Source organism: Streptomyces sp. NPDC046931, from assembly GCF_040644655.1.
In the GTDB taxonomy this organism is placed as follows: domain Bacteria; phylum Actinomycetota; class Actinomycetes; order Streptomycetales; family Streptomycetaceae; genus Streptomyces.
Genome location: NZ_JBEYWX010000002.1, coordinates 218726 through 235715, shown reverse-complemented (window position 1 = coordinate 235715; position 16990 = coordinate 218726). Strand labels below are relative to the sequence as shown.

The following is a 16990-nucleotide window of genomic DNA, read 5'->3' as shown; positions in this document are numbered from 1 at the left end:
GTTGCCGACCTGACGTCGCCGGAGGAGCGGAGAGCACCCGCCACGGGAGGCTCCGGGAGGCTCCGGGAGGGCCGGACCGGTGCGTCGGCGGGCGTACAGGAGGGCTCCGGGAACGGCGGAGGGCGCCCCTGGGGAAGAGTCCCGGGGCGCCCTCGGAGCCGTGTCGCGTGCGGCTGTCAGCCGTTCTTGATGCGGTTCGTCAGCTCGGTCACCTGGTTGTAGATGGAACGCCGCTCGGCCATCAGCGCGCGGATCTTGCGGTCGGCGTGCATCACCGTGGTGTGGTCGCGGCCGCCGAACTGCGCGCCGATCTTCGGCAGCGACAGGTCCGTCAGCTCACGGCACAGGTACATCGCGATCTGCCGGGCGGTCACCAGGGCACGGCCGCGCGAGGTGCCGCACAGGTCCTCCACCGTCAGACCGAAGTAGTCGGCGGTGGCCGCCATGATGGCCGTCGCCGTGATCTCGGGGGCCGCGTCCTCGCCGCCGGGGATCAGGTCCTTGAGGACGATCTCCGTCAGGCCGAGGTCCACGGGCTGACGGTTGAGCGAGGCGAACGCCGTCACCCGGATCAGCGCGCCCTCCAGCTCCCGGATGTTGCGCGAGATGCGGGAGGCGATGAACTCCAGCACCTCGGGCGGCGCGTTGAGCTGCTCCTGCACCGCCTTCTTGCGGAGGATCGCGATACGCGTCTCCAGCTCCGGCGGCTGGACGTCGGTGATCAGACCCCATTCGAAGCGGTTGCGCAGCCGGTCCTCCAGGGTGACCAGCTGCTTGGGCGGCCGGTCCGAGGACAGCACGATCTGCTTGTTGGCGTTGTGGAGCGTGTTGAAGGTGTGGAAGAACTCCTCCTGCGTCGACTCCTTCTGCGCCAGGAACTGGATGTCGTCGACGAGCAGGATGTCCATGTCGCGGTAGCGCTTGCGGAACGCGTCCGCCTTACCGTCGCGGATCGAGTTGATGAACTCGTTGGTGAACTCCTCGGAGCTCACGTACCGCACGCGGGTGCCCGGATAGAGGCTGCGCGCGTAGTGCCCGATGGCATGCAGCAGGTGCGTCTTGCCGAGCCCCGACTCGCCGTAGATGAAAAGGGGGTTGTACGCCTTCGCCGGTGCCTCGGCGACGGCGACCGCGGCCGCGTGCGCGAAGCGGTTCGAGGCGCCGATGACGAACGTGTCGAAGAGGTACTTCGGGTTCAGCCGCGCGGTGGGCTCGCCCGGTCCGGTGGCGGGCGCGGGCTGTGCGGCCAGCGGGCCGGGGGCGCCGGTGGGGGGCAGACCCGGGCCGGCCGCACCGCCCCGGTGCCCATGGCCCCCGGAGGGCGGCCCCGGGAGTTCGCGCCGGTCGGGGCGCTGCTGGTCGAAGTCGCCGCGCGCGCTCTCGTAGTCCGGGCGCTGCTGTTCGTAGGGCGGGCGCTCCAGTGACTGCGTGCGGTAGTCCGGCGCCGGCGTCGCGTAGGGGTCGCGTTCGGGGAAGCCGAGACGCTGCTGCTGCCAGCCGTAGTCGTCCTGCGACGAGCGGGGCCAGGCGCCCGGCTCGGGGCGCTGGTACTCGCCCGGGTATGCGGGACGAGCCGGCGGGAGCTGGTCGGCACGGGCGGGCGGAAGCTGGTCCGTGCGGGCCGAGGGGAGCTGGTCACCGGGGCCCGTGGGCAGCTGGTCGGGGCGGCCCGCGCGGTGGCGGCCGTATTCCTCGTAGCCGCCTTGGCCGTCGTAGCCGTCGCGGCCGTCGTAGCCGTCGCGGCCGTCGTAGCTGTCGCGGCCGGGGAGCTCGCGCTCCTCGTAGCGCGGCTGGGCGGGCGGCGCCGGCGCAGGGGGCTCGCCCGCGGAGTCGTCGACGGTGATCGCGATACGGATGGGGCGGCCGCACTCGCGGCTGAGCGTGTCGCTGACGATCGGCGCCAGCCGGCCTTCGAGGACACCTTTCGCGAATTCGTTCGGAACGGCGAGCAGGGCGGTGTCGGCGACCAGCGCCAGGGGCTGGCAGCGCCGGATCCAGTGCTCGTCCTTCGCCTCGACACCCGGTCCACGCCCCTCACCGAGGAGCTGCTCGAGTACTCGTGGCCACACTGCGGCAAGATCGGCAGGTACGTCAGCCACAGGGCACGCTCTCTCACGGGTCCCACATGCATGTTGGTCGCGGGACGGGTCGGAAGGTAATTCGGGTGGTCGGCCCGAGGACGAAACAGCTCGGCCGGGGACAAGGGAACGACTCGGAGTCCAGTCACGGTAGTCAGGGCGACCGGCGTGGTTCAAGTTGTTGTCCCCAGGCTGTGGACAAGTGTCCCTTACGCGTCGCTGGTTTGACCGAACGGCGCAGCCCCGCGTACCGTAACCAGGTCGAGTTGTCGATGGCTGCTGCCGCCTGCCTCCGATGGGCACAGATCACGTCCAGTGTTCCCACCAGGGAACATGCGGTGATCGGGAAGCGGTGCACTCGGGCGTAATGCGAGCTACTCGTGGGCGCACGGTGACAGCCAGGCGACACCCCGCCACCCACCGAATCATTACTGGAGCCCCCGAGTGAGCAAGCGCACCTTCCAGCCGAACAACCGTCGTCGCGCGAAGACCCACGGCTTCCGGCTGCGTATGCGCACCCGTGCCGGCCGCGCCATCCTGGCGTCCCGCCGCAGCAAGGGTCGCGCCCGCCTGTCCGCCTGATCGCGCACAGGTCATGACGTGCTGCCTACCGAGCATCGGCTGAGGCGGCGCGAGGACTTCGCGACCGCGGTACGCCGAGGACGCCGGGCCGGACGCCCGCTCCTCGTCGTCCACCTTCGTAGCGGTGCCACGGACCCGCACGCGCCTGGGGAGAGCGCTCCCCCGACGCGTGCGGGTTTCGTCGTGAGCAAGGCCGTGGGCGGAGCGGTCGTACGCAACAAGGTCAAGCGCAGGCTTCGCCATCTCATGCGTGACCGAGTGGCCATGTTGCCCCCCGGTAGCCTGGTAGTCGTACGAGCGCTGCCCGGATCGGGTGACGCCGACCCTGCACAGCTGGCCCGAGACCTGGATGCCGCACTTCAGCGGCTGCTGGGAGGAGGGGGCGCGCGATGAAGTACCCAATGCTGGCCCTGATCAAGATCTATCAGTGGACGATCAGTCCACTGCTGGGGCCGGTCTGCAAGTACTACCCCTCGTGTTCTCACTACGGCTTCACGGCCATCGACCGGCACGGTGCGATCAAGGGAACGGCACTGACCGCCTGGCGCATCCTGCGGTGCAATCCGTGGTCGCTCGGCGGTGTGGACCATGTCCCGCCGCGCAAGCGCCCGCGGTGGCACGAAATGCTGCGCGACACCTGGCGCGCACGCAAGGGCGGGCCCTCCGCCGCCGAACCGGCCACCGAGGGGAATCTCCACTCGAGCCCGGCCGCAGAGACCCCGTCCCATGTCCAAGGAGCATGATTAGTGGACACGATTGCCAGCCTCTTCAGCTTCATCACGACACCCGTCTCCTGGGTCATCGTCCAGTTCCACACGGTGTACGGCGCGATCTTCGGCGCTGACACAGGCTGGGCCTGGGGCCTGTCCATCGTGTCCCTGGTGATCCTGATCCGTATCTGCCTGGTCCCGCTCTTCGTGAAGCAGATCAAGGCGACCCGGGCGATGCAGACGTTGCAGCCCGAGATGAAGAAGATTCAGGAGCGCTACAAGAACGACAAGCAGCGCCAGTCCGAAGAGATGATGAAGCTGTACAAGGAGTCGGGTACCAACCCGCTCTCCTCGTGCCTTCCCATCCTGGCGCAGTCCCCGTTCTTCTTCGCCCTGTACCACGTGCTCAACGGCATCGCGACGGGCAAGACGATCGGCGTCATCAACGAGCCGCTGCTCGCCAGTGCCCGTAAGGCGCACATCTTCGGTGCCCCGCTGGCCGCGAAGTTCACCGACGGTGCGGACAAGGTCGCCGCACTCGGCGCCTCGCTGACCGACGTCCGGGTCGTCACCGCGATCATGATCGTCCTGATGTCGGCCTCGCAGTTCTACACGCAGCGCCAGCTGATGACGAAGAACGTCGACACGACGGTGAAGACGCCGTTCATGCAGCAGCAGAAGATGCTGATGTACGTCTTCCCTGTGATGTTCGCCGTCTTCGGCATCAACTTCCCGGTCGGTGTCCTCGTCTACTGGCTGACCACCAACGTGTGGACCATGGGCCAGCAGATGTACGTCATCCACAACAACCCGACCCCGGGTTCCAAGGCCCAGGCCGCCTACCTCGAGCGTCTGACCAAGCACGTCACGCACCACGGCAAGATCCGCAGGCGGAGCGAGAAGGCCATCGTCAAGGCGATCGTCGCCAAGGGCCGCGACCGCAACGAGTTCGAGCGCAAGTTCATCAACGGTCTGACCAAGGCTGGCCTCGCGGCCCAGTCCGACGGCACCGTGGCGAAGAGTGAGGCCGTTGCCGTCGCCACCGTCGAGGACGGTACGCCGACCACCGGAGCCGCCCCCAAGCGCCAGCAGCCCAAGCGGCAGAGCAAGTCTCAGCGTCAGTCCGGTGGGACCAAGCCGGCGGGTGGTTCCGAGGAGTCGTCCTCGTCGCCGTCGCTGACCAAGTCCGACGAGCCGGAGGACGCCAAGCCGGCCGGCAACGACAAGAAGGCGACGCCGCAGTCCGGTTCCGGCGCCCGCAGCCGGGCTCAGTCCGGTCAGCGCAAGGGGCCACAGCGGCCCAAGTCCCCGTCCAAGAAGTAAGAAGGAGTCCATCCCGTGACGGAAGGCACCACCTCCGCGGCTGCCGAGGGTGCAGACACCCTGACCCGCCTGGAGCAGGAGGGCGAGATCGCGGCGGACTACCTCGAGGGTCTGCTGGACATCGCCGATCTCGACGGCGACATCGACATGGACGTCGAGGCCGACCGTGCGGCTGTGTCGATCATCAGTGACACGGGCGGCCGGGACCTGCAGAAGCTGGTCGGTCGTGACGGCGAGGTGCTGGAGGCGCTCCAGGAGCTGACCCGCCTGGCCGTGCACCGGGAGACCGGCGACCGCAGCCGGCTGATGCTGGACATCGCGGGCTATCGCGCCAAGAAGCGTGCGGAGCTCTCGGAACTCGGCGCCAAGGCGGTGGCCGAGGTCAAGAGCTCCGGCGAGCCCGTGAAGCTCAAGCCGATGACGCCGTTCGAGCGCAAGGTCGTGCACGACGCGGTCAAGGCCGCGGGCCTGCGCAGCGAGTCCGAGGGCGAGGAGCCGCAGCGCTTCGTCGTCGTGCTGCCTGCCTGAATCGGTCCGCAGCTTCTTCGGCCCCGTCTGTTGAGCAGACGGGGCCGAACTTTGTCAGCCTGGTAGTTCCCTTACGGCTGTGTGCCCGGCAGCCGTGAGTTCCTGATAGTTCTGGTGGTCTGCGCCCAGTGCGCTCGTGCGGTACGGAAGGACGGTCCCCGTGACGGAGGCAGCAGAGCTTCCCCCTGCGCCGGAGCAGGCGCGCGAGGTGTTCGGTGATCGCTTCGCGGACGCGGTCCGCTATGCGGAGCTGCTCGCGGAAGCAGGTGTGCAGCGCGGTCTCATCGGTCCACGGGAAGTGCCCCGGCTCTGGGAGCGCCATCTGCTGAACTGCGCGGTGCTCTCCGAGGTCGTGCCTGAGGGGGTGACCGTATGCGATGTGGGCTCCGGTGCGGGGCTGCCCGGCATTCCCCTCGCGCTCGTCCGGGAGGACCTGAAGATCACGCTGCTGGAGCCGTTGCTGCGACGCACCAACTTCCTCAGCGAGGTCGTCGAGCTGCTGGGTCTTGACCATGTGACCGTCGTTCGCGGCCGTGCCGAGGAAGTCATGGGCAAGATTCAGCCGGTCCATGTGGTTACCGCGCGCGCCGTGGCCCCGCTGGACCGCCTGGCCACCTGGGGCATCCCTCTGCTGCGCCCGTACGGGGAGATGCTCGCGCTCAAGGGCGACACGGCGGAGGAGGAGCTGAAGAGCGCCGCTACCGCCCTGACGAAGCTCGGCGCCGTGGGGACGTCGATTCTCCATGTGGGCGAGGGGATCGTGGATCCGTTGTCGACCGTGGTCCGTGTAGAGGTGGGGGAGAGCCCTGGCGGCGTGCGCTTCGCGGCCAAGCGGGCGAAGGCGGCCCGGACGGGACGCGTGCGACGACGTCGCTGATCGCCCCGCATCCTGGATGAGCCGCGGTACTCCACCCAAGCTGCCCCGCCTACGCATCTCGGAGTGTCGCGGAGGTCCGGGCAGGGCCGCTGTGCATCGTGTTTCACGTGAAACGTCGCTCACTGCTGCACGGCATCATCAGTCGGGGCCGCGCTGCGGCCGAACCCCGCGACCGTAAACCGCTCGGAACCCTTGGAGGGCTGTCCACCTCGGGAGCTCCGTCCCCCGGGAAGGGCACGCAGTTGTCCACAGAGGTGGATTTCTCCACAGAAGACCAGACCTCACTGGTTCACCACCCCGAAGGCATGGGAGGCTCTGTTCATCGCGAGCCTGAAGTCGAGGAGAGTGAATCCTTGCGGTCCGACGCCAACATCGCGGGACCGATGACCGATCCGGTCCCCGGTCCCCGTACCGAGTCGATGGGGGAGGATGTTTCACGTGAAACACCGCCCCCAATGGACGACACTCCCATCGGTCGTGCTGCCCAACTGGCGGTGGAGGCACTGGGGCGCGCCGGTGAGGGCCTGCCGCGACCGGAGCAGACCCGGGTCATCGTGGTCGCCAACCAGAAGGGCGGGGTGGGCAAGACCACGACGACGGTCAACCTCGCTGCGTCGCTTGCGCTGCACGGTGGCCGTGTCCTGGTGATCGACCTCGACCCTCAGGGCAATGCGTCCACGGCGCTGGGGATCGACCATCACGCCGAAGTACCTTCCATCTACGACGTCTTGGTCGAGAGCAAGCCCCTCGCTGAGGTGGTCCAGCCCGTTCCCGATGTCGAGGGTCTCTTCTGCGCCCCCGCAACCATCGATCTCGCCGGTGCGGAGATCGAGCTGGTGTCTCTCGTAGCGCGGGAGAGTCGACTGCAGCGGGCAATCCAGGCCTACGAGCAGCCGCTGGACTACATCCTCATCGACTGCCCGCCGTCGCTCGGCCTGCTGACGGTCAACGCGTTGGTCGCTGGGCAGGAGGTCCTCATTCCGATCCAGTGCGAGTACTACGCATTGGAGGGCCTGGGCCAGCTGCTGCGCAATGTCGACCTGGTGCGGGGACACCTCAACCCCGCCCTGCATGTGTCGACCATTCTGCTCACCATGTACGACGGCCGGACGCGTCTTGCCTCTCAGGTCGCGGAAGAGGTGCGGAGCCACTTCGGCGACGAGGTGCTGAGGACGAGCATTCCCCGCTCGGTCCGCATCTCGGAGGCCCCGAGTTACGGGCAGACGGTGCTGACCTACGATCCAGGGTCGAGCGGTGCTCTCTCGTATCTTGAGGCGGCACGAGAAATCGCGCTGAAGGGTGTCGGCGTCAGCTATGACGCGGAGCAGGCCCATATCGGCGCTCAGAACGAACAGAGCATGGTGGAGGGGATCCAGTGAGCGAGCGACGGAGGGGGTTGGGCCGTGGTCTCGGCGCCCTGATCCCTGCCGCCCCGACAGGGGAGAAGGCGGCGGCCCCGGCTGCGACGGGCGGCGGTCCGTCCGTCTCGCCGGGGGCGATGCCCGTACTGACCACGGACCGAGGAGTGGCGGCCGCGAAGGTGGCCACGCTTCCGTCGGTTTCACAGGAAACCGAGGAGTTGTCGGCGACCGGCACCGGAGAGACGCCCGCGCCTCCGATGGGTGCCCACTTCGCCGAGCTGCCCCTCGACTCGATCACCCCGAACCCGCGGCAGCCCCGTGAGGTGTTCGACGAGGACGCGCTCGCCGAACTCGTCACCTCCATCAAGGAAGTCGGACTGCTCCAGCCCATTGTGGTGCGGCAGCTGGGTGCTTCGCGCTACGAGCTCATCATGGGCGAGCGGCGCTGGCGTGCCTGCCGTGAGGCCGGCCTCGACGCCATTCCGGCGATCGTGCGGGCCACGGACGACGAGAAGCTCCTCCTGGACGCCCTCCTGGAGAACCTGCACCGGGCCCAGCTGAATCCGCTGGAAGAGGCCGCCGCCTACGACCAGCTCCTCAAGGACTTCAACTGCACCCACGACCAGCTGGCGGACCGCATCGGCCGGTCGCGCCCGCAAGTGTCCAACACCCTGAGGCTGCTGAAGCTGTCGCCGGCGGTGCAGCGCCGGGTCGCTGCCGGGGTGCTGTCCGCGGGGCACGCCCGGGCCCTGCTGTCCGTGGAGGACTCGGAGGAGCAGGACCGGCTGGCTCACCGCATCGTGGCCGAGGGGCTGTCCGTGCGAGCCGTCGAGGAGATCGTCACCCTCATGGGCTCCCGGCCGCAGAGCGCTCCCCGCTCCAAGGGGCCGCGCGCGGGGGCTCGCGTCTCCCCCGCACTCAGCGAACTGGCGACCCGACTCTCCGACCGCTTCGAGACCCGGGTGAAGGTCGACCTCGGTCAGAAGAAGGGCAAGATCACCGTCGAGTTCGCCTCGATGGAAGACCTCGAGCGAATCCTGAGCTCGCTCGCGCCGGGTGAGGGACCGGTCCTTGAAAGGAGCCTGGCCGACGACGACTCCGAGGAGTCCGAGGTCTGAGCCCGCCGCTGACACCGCGGGAGCCGATCGACCGTCGTAGAGAAAGCGGGCTGTGTCCGGTGTGTACCGGAACACGGCCCGCTCTTTGCTTTCAGGGCGTATCGAGCGAATCGCATCATGGATACGATGCGAGGGGTTATGGCGCATCCACCTGGCGGTACCTTCATTAGGGAGGCGGGGGCCATGCGAACCATGGGCCGTACCGGACTGATGACCGCGGGCTTGAGCCTGGGAGCGGTCGGCGGGTTCGTCGGCAGCCTGCTCAGGGAGCGGAGTGCTCTGACAGCCGCCCGTGGTGCTGCGGGCGAAGGAAGCGAGGAACTGCCTTCATGGGGCGTCGGCTCGTACCGCTCACGCTGGACAACCTTCCGGACGTTCCCAAGCGCTGTCGCGCGTGTGTCTTCTGGGAGCTGGACCCCGTCAGCGCTGAGGCAGCGGTAAAGACCGGAACCTCCGCGCTGGAGAAGGAGGCGTGGATCTCCGCCGTTCTCCTGGACTGGGGTTCCTGCGGCCGGGTGGTCTATGTGGACGACGTGCCGGTGGGCTTCGTGCTCTATGCGCCCCCCGCCTACGTTCCGCGCTCCACGGCGTTCCCCACGAGTCCGGTCTCGCCGGATGCGGTCCAGTTGATGACCGCCTTCATCATGCCCGGATACCAGGGCCAAGGGCTCGGTCGTGCGATGGTCCAGACGGTCGCCAAGGATCTGCTGCGTCGAGGCTTCAAGGCGATCGAAGCCTTTGGTGATGCCCGCTGGAAGGAACCGGCGTGTCTCCTTCCCGCCGATCACCTTCTGGCCGTGGGCTTCAAGACGGTCCGTCCGCACCCGACGTACCCCCGGCTGCGGCTGGAGCTGCGCTCGACGCTCTCCTGGAAGGAAGACGTGGAGCTGGCGCTCGACCGCCTTCTGGGAGCCGTACAGAAGGAGCCGGCGCTGCGGCCGCTGTGACCGGAGAGCACTCATGGGAATGGGCCGGCCCTTCCGGGCCGGCCCATTCGCGTTTCACGTGAAACATTGCCGCTTCGAGTCAGCGGCGTCACCGCTCACGACTCGGCGATGAAGTCCTCGAGGTCGCGGACGATCGCGGCCTTCGGCTTGGCACCCACGATGGTCTTGGCGACCTCGCCGCCCTGGTAGACGTTCAGGGTCGGGATCGACATGACACCGTACTTGGCCGCGGTGGCCGGATTCTCGTCGATGTTGAGCTTGACGACCTCGAGCTTGTCGCCGTACTCAGCGGCGATCGCCTCCAGCGACGGTGCGATCTGGCGGCACGGACCGCACCAGGCGGCCCAGAAGTCCACCAGGACGGGCTTGTCGCTCTTGAGTACGTCCTGCTCGAAGGAGTCGTCGGTCACGTTCTTCAGGGTGCCGGCCACAGTGGGCTCCTTATATCGATGGTGCAGTGGGGCGGGAGGGGGTCAGACGGAGGTCTTCTCGGGCTCGGCCTGCTGCTCGGTGTCCGCGAGGGCCGCGAGGAAGCGCTCGGCATCAAGGGCGGCGGAGCAGCCGGTACCGGCCGCGGTGATTGCCTGGCGGTAGGTGTGGTCGACGACGTCGCCGGCGCCGAAGACACCGGTCAGGTTGGTCCGGGTCGAGGGGGCGTTCACCTTGAGGTAGCCCTCCTCGTCGAGGTCCAGCTGGCCCTTGAACAGTTCGGTACGCGGGTCGTGTCCGATCGCGATGAACAGACCGGTCGCCGGCAGCTCAGTGAGCTCCCCGGTCTTCAGGTTGCGCAGCGTCAGGCCTTCCAGCTTCGGGTCGCCCTTGATCTCGGCAACCTCGCTGTCCCAGACGAACTTGATCTTCGGGTCGGCGAAGGCGCGGTCCTGCATCGCCTTGGAGGCGCGCAGGGTGTCACGGCGGTGGACGATCGTGACTGACCTGGCGAAGCGCGAGAGGAAGGTGGCCTCCTCCATCGCGGTGTCGCCGCCGCCGATCACGGCGATGTCCTGGTCCTTGAAGAAGAAGCCGTCACAGGTGGCGCACCAGGAGACACCGCGCCCGGAGAGGGCGTCCTCGTTCGGCAGGCCCAGCTTGCGGTGCTGCGAGCCGGTGGCGATGATGACGGCCTTCGCCATGTGGACCGTGCCGACGGTGTCCGTGACCGTCTTGATCTCACCGGAGAGGTCGACGGAGACGACGTCGTCCGGAACCAGTTCGGCACCGAAGCGCTCGGCCTGCGCACGCATGTTGTCCATGAGCTCGGGGCCCATGATGCCGTTCGGGAAGCCGGGGAAGTTCTCCACCTCGGTGGTGTTCATCAGCGCACCACCCGCGGTGACGGCGCCCTCGAACACCAGCGGCTTCAGCGAGGCTCGCGCGGTGTAGAGCGCCGCCGTGTAGCCGGCGGGCCCGGAGCCGATGATGATCACGTTACGGACGTCGCTCACGGCTTGATTCCTCGTCTCTGGAGACTGCTGCTGATACTGCCGGTGGGAGCTTCTCTCAGTACTCTCACCCCACCCAACGGATCCTAAGGGGCCCGCATTCCCGGTGTGCCCGGGCACACGCGGGGCCCGGGCACCGCACACACATGCCCGGCGGCGCCTGGGTGGGAACCGTCCGGTGCGCGAGCCTCAGGAGCGTTCGTACGAACGCGTCAGCAGCAGCTTGCCAGGCGTGACCGATGCCTTCTTCACACAGGCGGCGTCGACGAGGTAGGCCGTGACCTTGGTGGTGTCGGAGGCGTCGGGGGTGACGACGAGATAGACGGTGATTCCCCGGTACACGCCCTTGTCCGCGGTGAGCATGGTCTGGTGAGTGCGGATGGCCTGCTCGATGCAGCTCGGCACGTTGGCGGTGGTGTCCTGGAAGGTCCTGTTGGGCCGCATGCCTGTGGGCCCCGACGTGTCCCCTTCGGACTCGACGCCCCACGGCTTGCCGCTGCCGGCGCGGCCCCCGCCCCTCTTCTGTCCGGCGAGCAGGTCGGTCACCTGCTTCTGGAGGGTGTTCTCGGCGTACGTGTGGGCCGCGTCGGTGTGCTGCTCTGCGACCGTGTTCCGGGTCTTGCCCGTGTCATCGCCCAGGGTGTGCATCAGCAGGGCGCCCAGGCCGAGGGCCCCGGTCGCGAAAGCGGCTCCCAGCAGGACGGTCCTGCGGCCGGCTCGACCTGTGCGCGGGGTACGACCGGGTCCCGTGGCTCCGCGGCCGTGCCCCGAAGGACGGTCGGCCGGAAAAGCGGGCGATGTTTCACGTGAAACACGCATGGCTGCCGACTCCACGGAGGGAGTCTCCGCGGTGTCGGGCGCGGTCGCGTCCAGTAGGGCCTCCGCGGCAAGTGCGGCGTCGATGCGGCCCGCGACATCGTCCGGCATGCGCTGCGGTGCCGGCAATGTGCCCAGGAGACCGCGGATCTCCGCGAGGGAGTCGTAGACGTCCGCACAGAGAGTGCAGTCGTCCAGATGCCGTCGCACGTCCGCGGTACGAGACGGCGGGAGGAGACCTTCGCTGAGGTCGGAGAGCTCCTCGACTTCCGGGTGTCCGGCCGTGCCGGTCGTGGATGTCACGCTCGCCCACCTCCGCCCTTCACAGCAGCTGAATCACTGGACCCGGTGTCACGTGGTCCCGCTGCGGGTGGGACGGATGTTCCCCGCGTCCGGTTCCGCCCGTCGACCGACTTCTTGCCGTCCCGGCCGCTGCCCTCCGTCCGTAGATGGGTGAGCAGCGGCAGCAATCTGGCTCTACCGCGGGCGCAGCGGCTCTTCACCGTGCCGGTCGGCACATCGAGGATGCGGGCGGCCTCAGCCACCGGATAGCCCTGCATGTCCACCAGGACCAGGGCAGCCCGCTGGTCGGCCGGAAGAGTGCCCAGGGCTTCCAGCAGCTCGCGGTGGAGATCGTTGCGCTCGGCCGGGGCGGATGCCGACTCGTGCGGCTCCAGGAGCTGCTCCAGCCGTTCCGTGTCGTCGACGGGTGAGGTCTTCCTGGATGCTGCCTTGCGGGCGCGGTCGAGGCAGGCGTTCACCGTGATCCGGTGCAGCCAGGTCGTGACGGCCGACTGCCCGCGGAAGGTGTGGGCGGCCCGGTAGGCGGAGACAAGGGCGTCCTGGACGGCGTCTGCGGCCTCCTCGCGGTCCCCCAGCGTCCGCAGGGCCACCGCCCAGAGCCGCTCACGGTGGCGCCGGACCAGCTCACCGAAGGCGTCGCTGTCGCCCTCCACGTGCCGGGCGAGGAGGTCCTGATCGCTCGCATCGCCGTATGCGGCTTCGTCCGCCACCGGACCCCTCCCCCTCGGCGTCTGCTCAGCCCGTGAACTTCACGTCGCTGATGGCCTGCTTGTAACCGGCGCCGGTGTACGCGCTGGCATCGGAGCCCGAGTACGGCACGGCGGTGAGCCACACGAGCACGTACTGCGTCTTCACCGGCTTGGCGACCTTCACCGTGGCCGTGGTACCGCTCGTCGTGATGGTGCCGATCTTGGTCATCGAGGTCAACGACGACGGCGTCAGGGAGTCGGCCGCGTACAGATCGACCGTCGTGTGATCGCCGCCGTACCGGAGCCCGATGGACGCCGTGGCGAGCTTCTGGGCCGAACCGAGGTCGTAGACGATGCCCACGCCCGGCTTGTACGGCGCGAGGGCCGGGCCGTCTATGAACGTGCTGGTCTTCCAGAAAGTCGAGCTGTTGCCGTCATACGTCTTGTCGACGTCGTTGGGGTGCTGCGCATCGCCCTTCGCCACGAACTCCCTGGCGCCCTGGACCTTGATCTGCGCGCCGGTGCTGTTCTTGCCGTCGCTGTTCTTGTCGTTCCCGCCGGGCGTCTGCGTCTGGTGGGTGTCGTTGGACTTGTCGCCCTGGTGCATCAGCGCCTCGGCCAGCTGCCAGCTCCCCAGTCCCAGCGCGGCGATCAGCAGCGCCGACACGACCCACTTGAGGGCCTTGCCGGTGCGGCTCTGCAACGGGGGCGGGGGCGTCGGCACGGGCTGGGTGAGGCCCGGGGCGCCCGAGGGACGGCCGTAGGTGCCCTGCTGATACGTGGTGCGCTGATATTCGGGCGGCGCTGTGAACGCCGACTCCGGGGGACGGATGCGGGGCATCTCACCGATGGCCTTCGCCAGTTCCTCGGGCGTGGTGCACGGGGACTCGTGGCGAGAGGCGGTGGCACCGTTGTTGGCGAGCGCCCGCATGGCCAGCTCGGACAGGCCCCGGTGGACGCCGGCGCGTACCTGGTCGGGGGCGATCAGGCCGACGCCCTTGGGTAGCCCGGACAGACCGTAGGCGTCGTCCTCGTACGGCCAGCGCTGGGTGAGGGCGGCGTACAGGAGGGCGCCGATGGCCTCCGTGTCGGTGCGCTGCGGTGTGTCGGAGCCGATGCCGCGCAGCGCGGCATTCACGGCGAGGCCACGGATGCGCCACTGACCGGAGGAGGTACGCAGCACGGTGCCCGGGTTCAGGCGCAGATGGGAGAGTCCCTCGCGATGGGCGGCGGCCATCGCCTGGGAGACATGGGTGACCATCTGGTAGGCGTCATGGGCCTCCAGGGGCCCCGAGGCGAGCAGCGTGGTCAGCTCGGTGGCGTCGGGAAGCCACTCGTGCACGACATAGACGAGGTCGTTCTCGTCGACCGCGTCCAGGACCTGCACGAAGCGAGGATCACCGAGCAGTGCGGAGGAGCGGGCCGCGGCCAGCACGGAACGGGCCCGCGCATGGTCCGCGGGCAGGATGTGCACACCGACGGCGCGGCGGAGTTTCTCGTCCACCGCACGCCAACTGCTGAAACCGTCCAGACGGGTGAGGCACTCCTCGAGACGGTACCGTCTGGCGAGTTTGTGGCCGCTGTGCAATTCGGGTGGTGAGGCCTTCCCGGGATGCCCGGTTCCTCCGCCCCCCGGCGTGTCGTCGGCGTCCGTGTCCCTCTCCCGCTTCTGGGCCACCCCGTCGGACGTGGACTGGTCCGCCTTGGCGGTCAGCGGCTCGTCACCGCTGTTGTCTGCCACGTCGACGGCAGCCGTGCTCCGTTCCGCCACCGTCGTCCCTGCCTCCCCATCCGTTGCGCGCTGTCCGACGCAGAAACCAATTGTGCCCACAGTCCGTCGCTATGCACGACACACGGCGACGCACGATGGTTGTGCGCGTACCCCCGCCTCAGCGCCCCAGGCGCCCGCGGACCATCCCGACCATTGAGTTGAGTTCCTCGATGCGCATCTTGCGTGCGGCGACGTAGAAGACACCGAGGAGCAGGGCGCCACCGCCGACCAGGGCGGCGAGCGAGCCGCCGACACCCTGGCCCAGCGTGTGGCCGATTGCGTAGCAGGCGGCGCCGCTCAGCGCGGCGGCCGGTACCGAGGCGATCGCGAGCCGTGCGTATGTACGCAGTACCCGGGCGCCGTCCAGGTCGCCGCCCAGCCGCTTGCGTAGCCGTGCCCAGGCCACTCCGACGCCGATGGCGTACGCGAGGCCGTAGGCGGCCGCCATACCGATCACGGCCCAGCGGGCCGGGAGCAGGATGTAACAGGCGGCCGAGGCGCCCGCGTTCACGGCGGCGACGATGACCGTGTTGTAGAAGGGGGTGCGGGTGTCCTCGTAGGCGTAGAAGGCACGCAGCACCACGTACTGCACCGAGTAGGGGATCAGGCCCAGACCGAAGGCCATCAGCATGTACCCCATGTTGGTCGCGGAGCCGGTGCCCGAGGAGCCGAAGATCAGTGTGCACATCGGGATGCCGAGCGAGAGGAACCCGAAGGCGATCGGCACGATCGCGACGGCGGTCGTGCGCAGGCCCTGGGAGATGTCGTCCCGGACGGCGCCTCCGTCGCCTTCGGCGGCGGAGCGCGAGATGCGCGGCAGCAGGGCGGCCATCAGGGAGACGGTGATGATGGCCTGGGGGAGGCCCCAGATCAGCTGGGCGTTGGCATAGGCGGCGAAGCCGGTACCGGGGAACTTCTTGCCGGCGTGCTCGCCCGCGGCGGTGGACAGCTGGCTGACGACCATGGCACCTGCCTGGTTCGCCAGGACGAAGAGCACGGTCCACTTGGCGAGCATGGCGGCCTTGCCCAGGCCGTGGCCCTTCCAGTCGAAGCGCAGGCGCAGCCGGAACCCGGTCTCGCGCAGATACGGGATCATGGCGAGGGCCTGGACGACGAGGCCGAGCAGCACACCGACGCCGAGGAGCCGCTGGCCCTCCGGCGGGATGTTGTCCACCGTCATCCCGGAGTGCGCGGCGCTGCCGTAGACCCAGAGGAACATGCCCAGCGACACGATGATGACGATGTTGTTCAGGACCGGGGTCCACATCATCGCGCCGAACCTTCCGCGGGCGTTGAGGATCTGCCCCATCACCACGTGGATGCCCATGAAGAAGATCGAGGGCAGGAAGTACCGGGTGAAGGTGACAGCGACCTCATTGGCCTGCGGGTTGCTCGCGACCGAGTTCGACAGCACCCGGACCAGCAGTGGCGCCGCGACCATCGCGAGTGCCGTCAGCAGGCCCAGCGCCACCATCACGAGCGTGAGCAGCCGGTTCGCATACGCCTCGCCGCCGTCCTCGTCCTCCTTCATCGCGCGGACGAGCTGGGGTACGAAGACGGAGTTCAGGCCGCCGCCGACAGTGAGGATGTAGATCATCGTCGGGAGCTGGTAGGCGACCTGGAAGGTGTCACCGAGTACACCGACGCCCAGGGCGGAGACGATCATCGCCGAGCGGATGAAGCCCGTGAGCCGGGAGACCATCGTGCCCGCCGCCATCACCGCGCTGGACTTCAGCAGGCCCGAGGCCCGCCCGCCCTTCTTGGCCGGTGCGGCGGGTGCGGCGGCCGGTGCGGCGGCGGGAGCCGCTGCGTCGGTCGGCTCGGGCGTGTACGGCCCGACCGGGGCGGACGAGGGGGCGGGGGCCGGTTCCTGGAAGTAGCCCACGGCGTCCTGGCCCGGAGCGGGGGCGGGCACGGACGTCGGCTGCGTGTACGGCTGACCGCCCTGCTGCTGGTCCCGGAAGAGGTGGGCGAAGGCGTCCGGCTCATGGCGTTCTTCGCCGGCCTGGATGACCAGGTCGTCGACGCCGACGAACTGCGTCGTGCGGGGGTCGTCGCCGTAGGGAAGGTACTGCGTCGGTCCCTCGGGCTCGGGCGCGGGCGGCTGGGCCCACACACGGGAGTCCGGGGCGTACTGCGGCGCCGGCGGCTGTCCGTAGAGCGGCTGCTGCGGCTGGTAGGTGCCCGGCGGTGGTGGGGGGTGTGCGGCGCGGTCGTAAAGGGCCTCGGTGACCGGGTCCTGGGCGGAGAGGTCCTGCGCCCGGTAGGGGTCCTGCTGGTAGGCGTCCTGGAGGTACATGTCCGCGGGGGGCTGCGGCGGAACCTGGCCGGGCTCGCGCGGCGGCGGGCCCTCGGGGTGGCCCGACCCGCCCACGGCGCCCTGGCCGTGGTCACCGTCGTACGGCGCGTTCATGGTTACCCCACCTCGTTGTCCCCGGGCCCACC

The 16990-nt window shown here is 68.8% G+C and carries 16 protein-coding genes; 9 read left to right on the top strand and 7 right to left on the bottom strand.

Annotated elements, in window-relative coordinates:
• Window positions 1–176 precede the first annotated feature (176 nt).
• Window positions 177–2099, bottom strand: a complete 1923-nt coding sequence (dnaA, locus tag ABZ876_RS05120) for a chromosomal replication initiator protein DnaA (RefSeq protein ID WP_361774449.1) — start codon at window positions 2097–2099, stop codon at window positions 177–179.
• A 423-nt stretch (window positions 2100–2522) separates the two neighbouring features.
• Here dnaA and rpmH point away from each other — a divergent pair, with 423 nt between their 5' ends.
• The 9 genes from rpmH (at window position 2523) to ABZ876_RS05075 (ending at window position 9524) form a co-directional block, all read left to right on the top strand.
• Window positions 2523–2660, top strand: coding sequence for a 50S ribosomal protein L34 (gene rpmH, locus ABZ876_RS05115; RefSeq protein WP_003956500.1), 138 nt, complete (start codon window positions 2523–2525; stop codon window positions 2658–2660).
• Between the two features lie 18 nt (window positions 2661–2678).
• Entirely contained in the window at window positions 2679–3053 is a 375-nt protein-coding gene (rnpA, locus tag ABZ876_RS05110) for a ribonuclease P protein component (RefSeq protein WP_361774446.1), read from the top strand.
• On the top strand, window positions 3050–3403 hold the full coding sequence (yidD, locus tag ABZ876_RS05105) for a membrane protein insertion efficiency factor YidD (RefSeq protein WP_361774443.1): 354 nt from the start codon (window positions 3050–3052) through the stop codon (window positions 3401–3403). Before rnpA ends, yidD begins: the two co-directional genes overlap by 4 nt.
• Window positions 3404–3406: 3 nt before the next feature.
• The gene (gene yidC / locus ABZ876_RS05100; protein WP_361774440.1) at window positions 3407–4693 is read left to right on the top strand and encodes a membrane protein insertase YidC; all 1287 of its coding nucleotides are present in this window, start codon (window positions 3407–3409) and stop codon (window positions 4691–4693) included.
• A 15-nt stretch (window positions 4694–4708) separates the two neighbouring features.
• Window positions 4709–5221, top strand: coding sequence for a R3H domain-containing nucleic acid-binding protein (locus ABZ876_RS05095; RefSeq protein ID WP_361774437.1), 513 nt, complete (start codon window positions 4709–4711; stop codon window positions 5219–5221).
• A gap of 160 nt (window positions 5222–5381) precedes the next feature.
• Entirely contained in the window at window positions 5382–6098 is a 717-nt protein-coding gene (rsmG, locus tag ABZ876_RS05090) for a 16S rRNA (guanine(527)-N(7))-methyltransferase RsmG (RefSeq protein ID WP_361774434.1), read from the top strand.
• Window positions 6099–6403: 305 nt separating this feature from the next.
• Window positions 6404–7477 (top strand): ParA family protein, encoded by a 1074-nt coding sequence (locus ABZ876_RS05085; RefSeq protein ID WP_361775552.1) that lies wholly within the window; start codon window positions 6404–6406, stop codon window positions 7475–7477.
• Window positions 7474–8577 carry a ParB/RepB/Spo0J family partition protein gene (locus ABZ876_RS05080; protein ID WP_361774431.1) on the top strand — a complete coding sequence of 368 codons (1104 nt, stop codon included), beginning with the start codon at window positions 7474–7476 and terminating at the stop codon, window positions 8575–8577. Before ABZ876_RS05085 ends, ABZ876_RS05080 begins: the two co-directional genes overlap by 4 nt.
• A gap of 329 nt (window positions 8578–8906) precedes the next feature.
• The gene (locus ABZ876_RS05075; RefSeq protein ID WP_361774429.1) at window positions 8907–9524 is read left to right on the top strand and encodes a GNAT family N-acetyltransferase; all 618 of its coding nucleotides are present in this window, start codon (window positions 8907–8909) and stop codon (window positions 9522–9524) included.
• Between the two features lie 95 nt (window positions 9525–9619).
• Here ABZ876_RS05075 and trxA read toward each other — a convergent pair whose 3' ends face one another.
• The 6 genes from trxA to murJ form a co-directional block, all read right to left on the bottom strand.
• Window positions 9620–9955, bottom strand: coding sequence for a thioredoxin (trxA, locus tag ABZ876_RS05070; protein WP_361774426.1), 336 nt, complete (start codon window positions 9953–9955; stop codon window positions 9620–9622).
• Between the two features lie 42 nt (window positions 9956–9997).
• On the bottom strand, window positions 9998–10969 hold the full coding sequence (trxB, locus tag ABZ876_RS05065) for a thioredoxin-disulfide reductase (protein WP_361774423.1): 972 nt from the start codon (window positions 10967–10969) through the stop codon (window positions 9998–10000).
• A gap of 186 nt (window positions 10970–11155) precedes the next feature.
• The gene (locus ABZ876_RS05060; protein ID WP_361774420.1) at window positions 11156–12085 is read right to left on the bottom strand and encodes a hypothetical protein; all 930 of its coding nucleotides are present in this window, start codon (window positions 12083–12085) and stop codon (window positions 11156–11158) included.
• On the bottom strand, window positions 12082–12795 hold the full coding sequence (gene sigM, locus ABZ876_RS05055) for an RNA polymerase sigma factor SigM (RefSeq protein ID WP_361774417.1): 714 nt from the start codon (window positions 12793–12795) through the stop codon (window positions 12082–12084). Before sigM ends, ABZ876_RS05060 begins: the two co-directional genes overlap by 4 nt.
• Window positions 12796–12820: 25 nt before the next feature.
• On the bottom strand, window positions 12821–14545 hold the full coding sequence (locus ABZ876_RS05050) for a protein kinase family protein (RefSeq protein WP_361774414.1): 1725 nt from the start codon (window positions 14543–14545) through the stop codon (window positions 12821–12823).
• 118 nt (window positions 14546–14663) lie between these two features.
• Complete coding sequence (murJ, locus tag ABZ876_RS05045; protein ID WP_361774411.1) at window positions 14664–16958, bottom strand: murein biosynthesis integral membrane protein MurJ; 2295 nt, start codon at window positions 16956–16958, stop codon at window positions 14664–14666.
• Window positions 16959–16990: the final 32 nt, after the last annotated feature.

What these genes read in the sequence shown, in the direction of transcription:
- ABZ876_RS05075 (WP_361774429.1), top strand. Translation starts at nt 8,907, where the DNA reads ATGGGGCGTCGGCTCGTACCGCTCACGCTGGACAACCTTCCGGACGTT.
- murJ (WP_361774411.1), bottom strand. Translation starts at nt 16,958, where the DNA reads ATGAACGCGCCGTACGACGGTGACCACGGCCAGGGCGCCGTGGGCGGG.
- ABZ876_RS05085 (WP_361775552.1), top strand. Translation starts at nt 6,404, where the DNA reads ATGGGAGGCTCTGTTCATCGCGAGCCTGAAGTCGAGGAGAGTGAATCC.
- yidD (WP_361774443.1), top strand. Translation starts at nt 3,050, where the DNA reads ATGAAGTACCCAATGCTGGCCCTGATCAAGATCTATCAGTGGACGATC.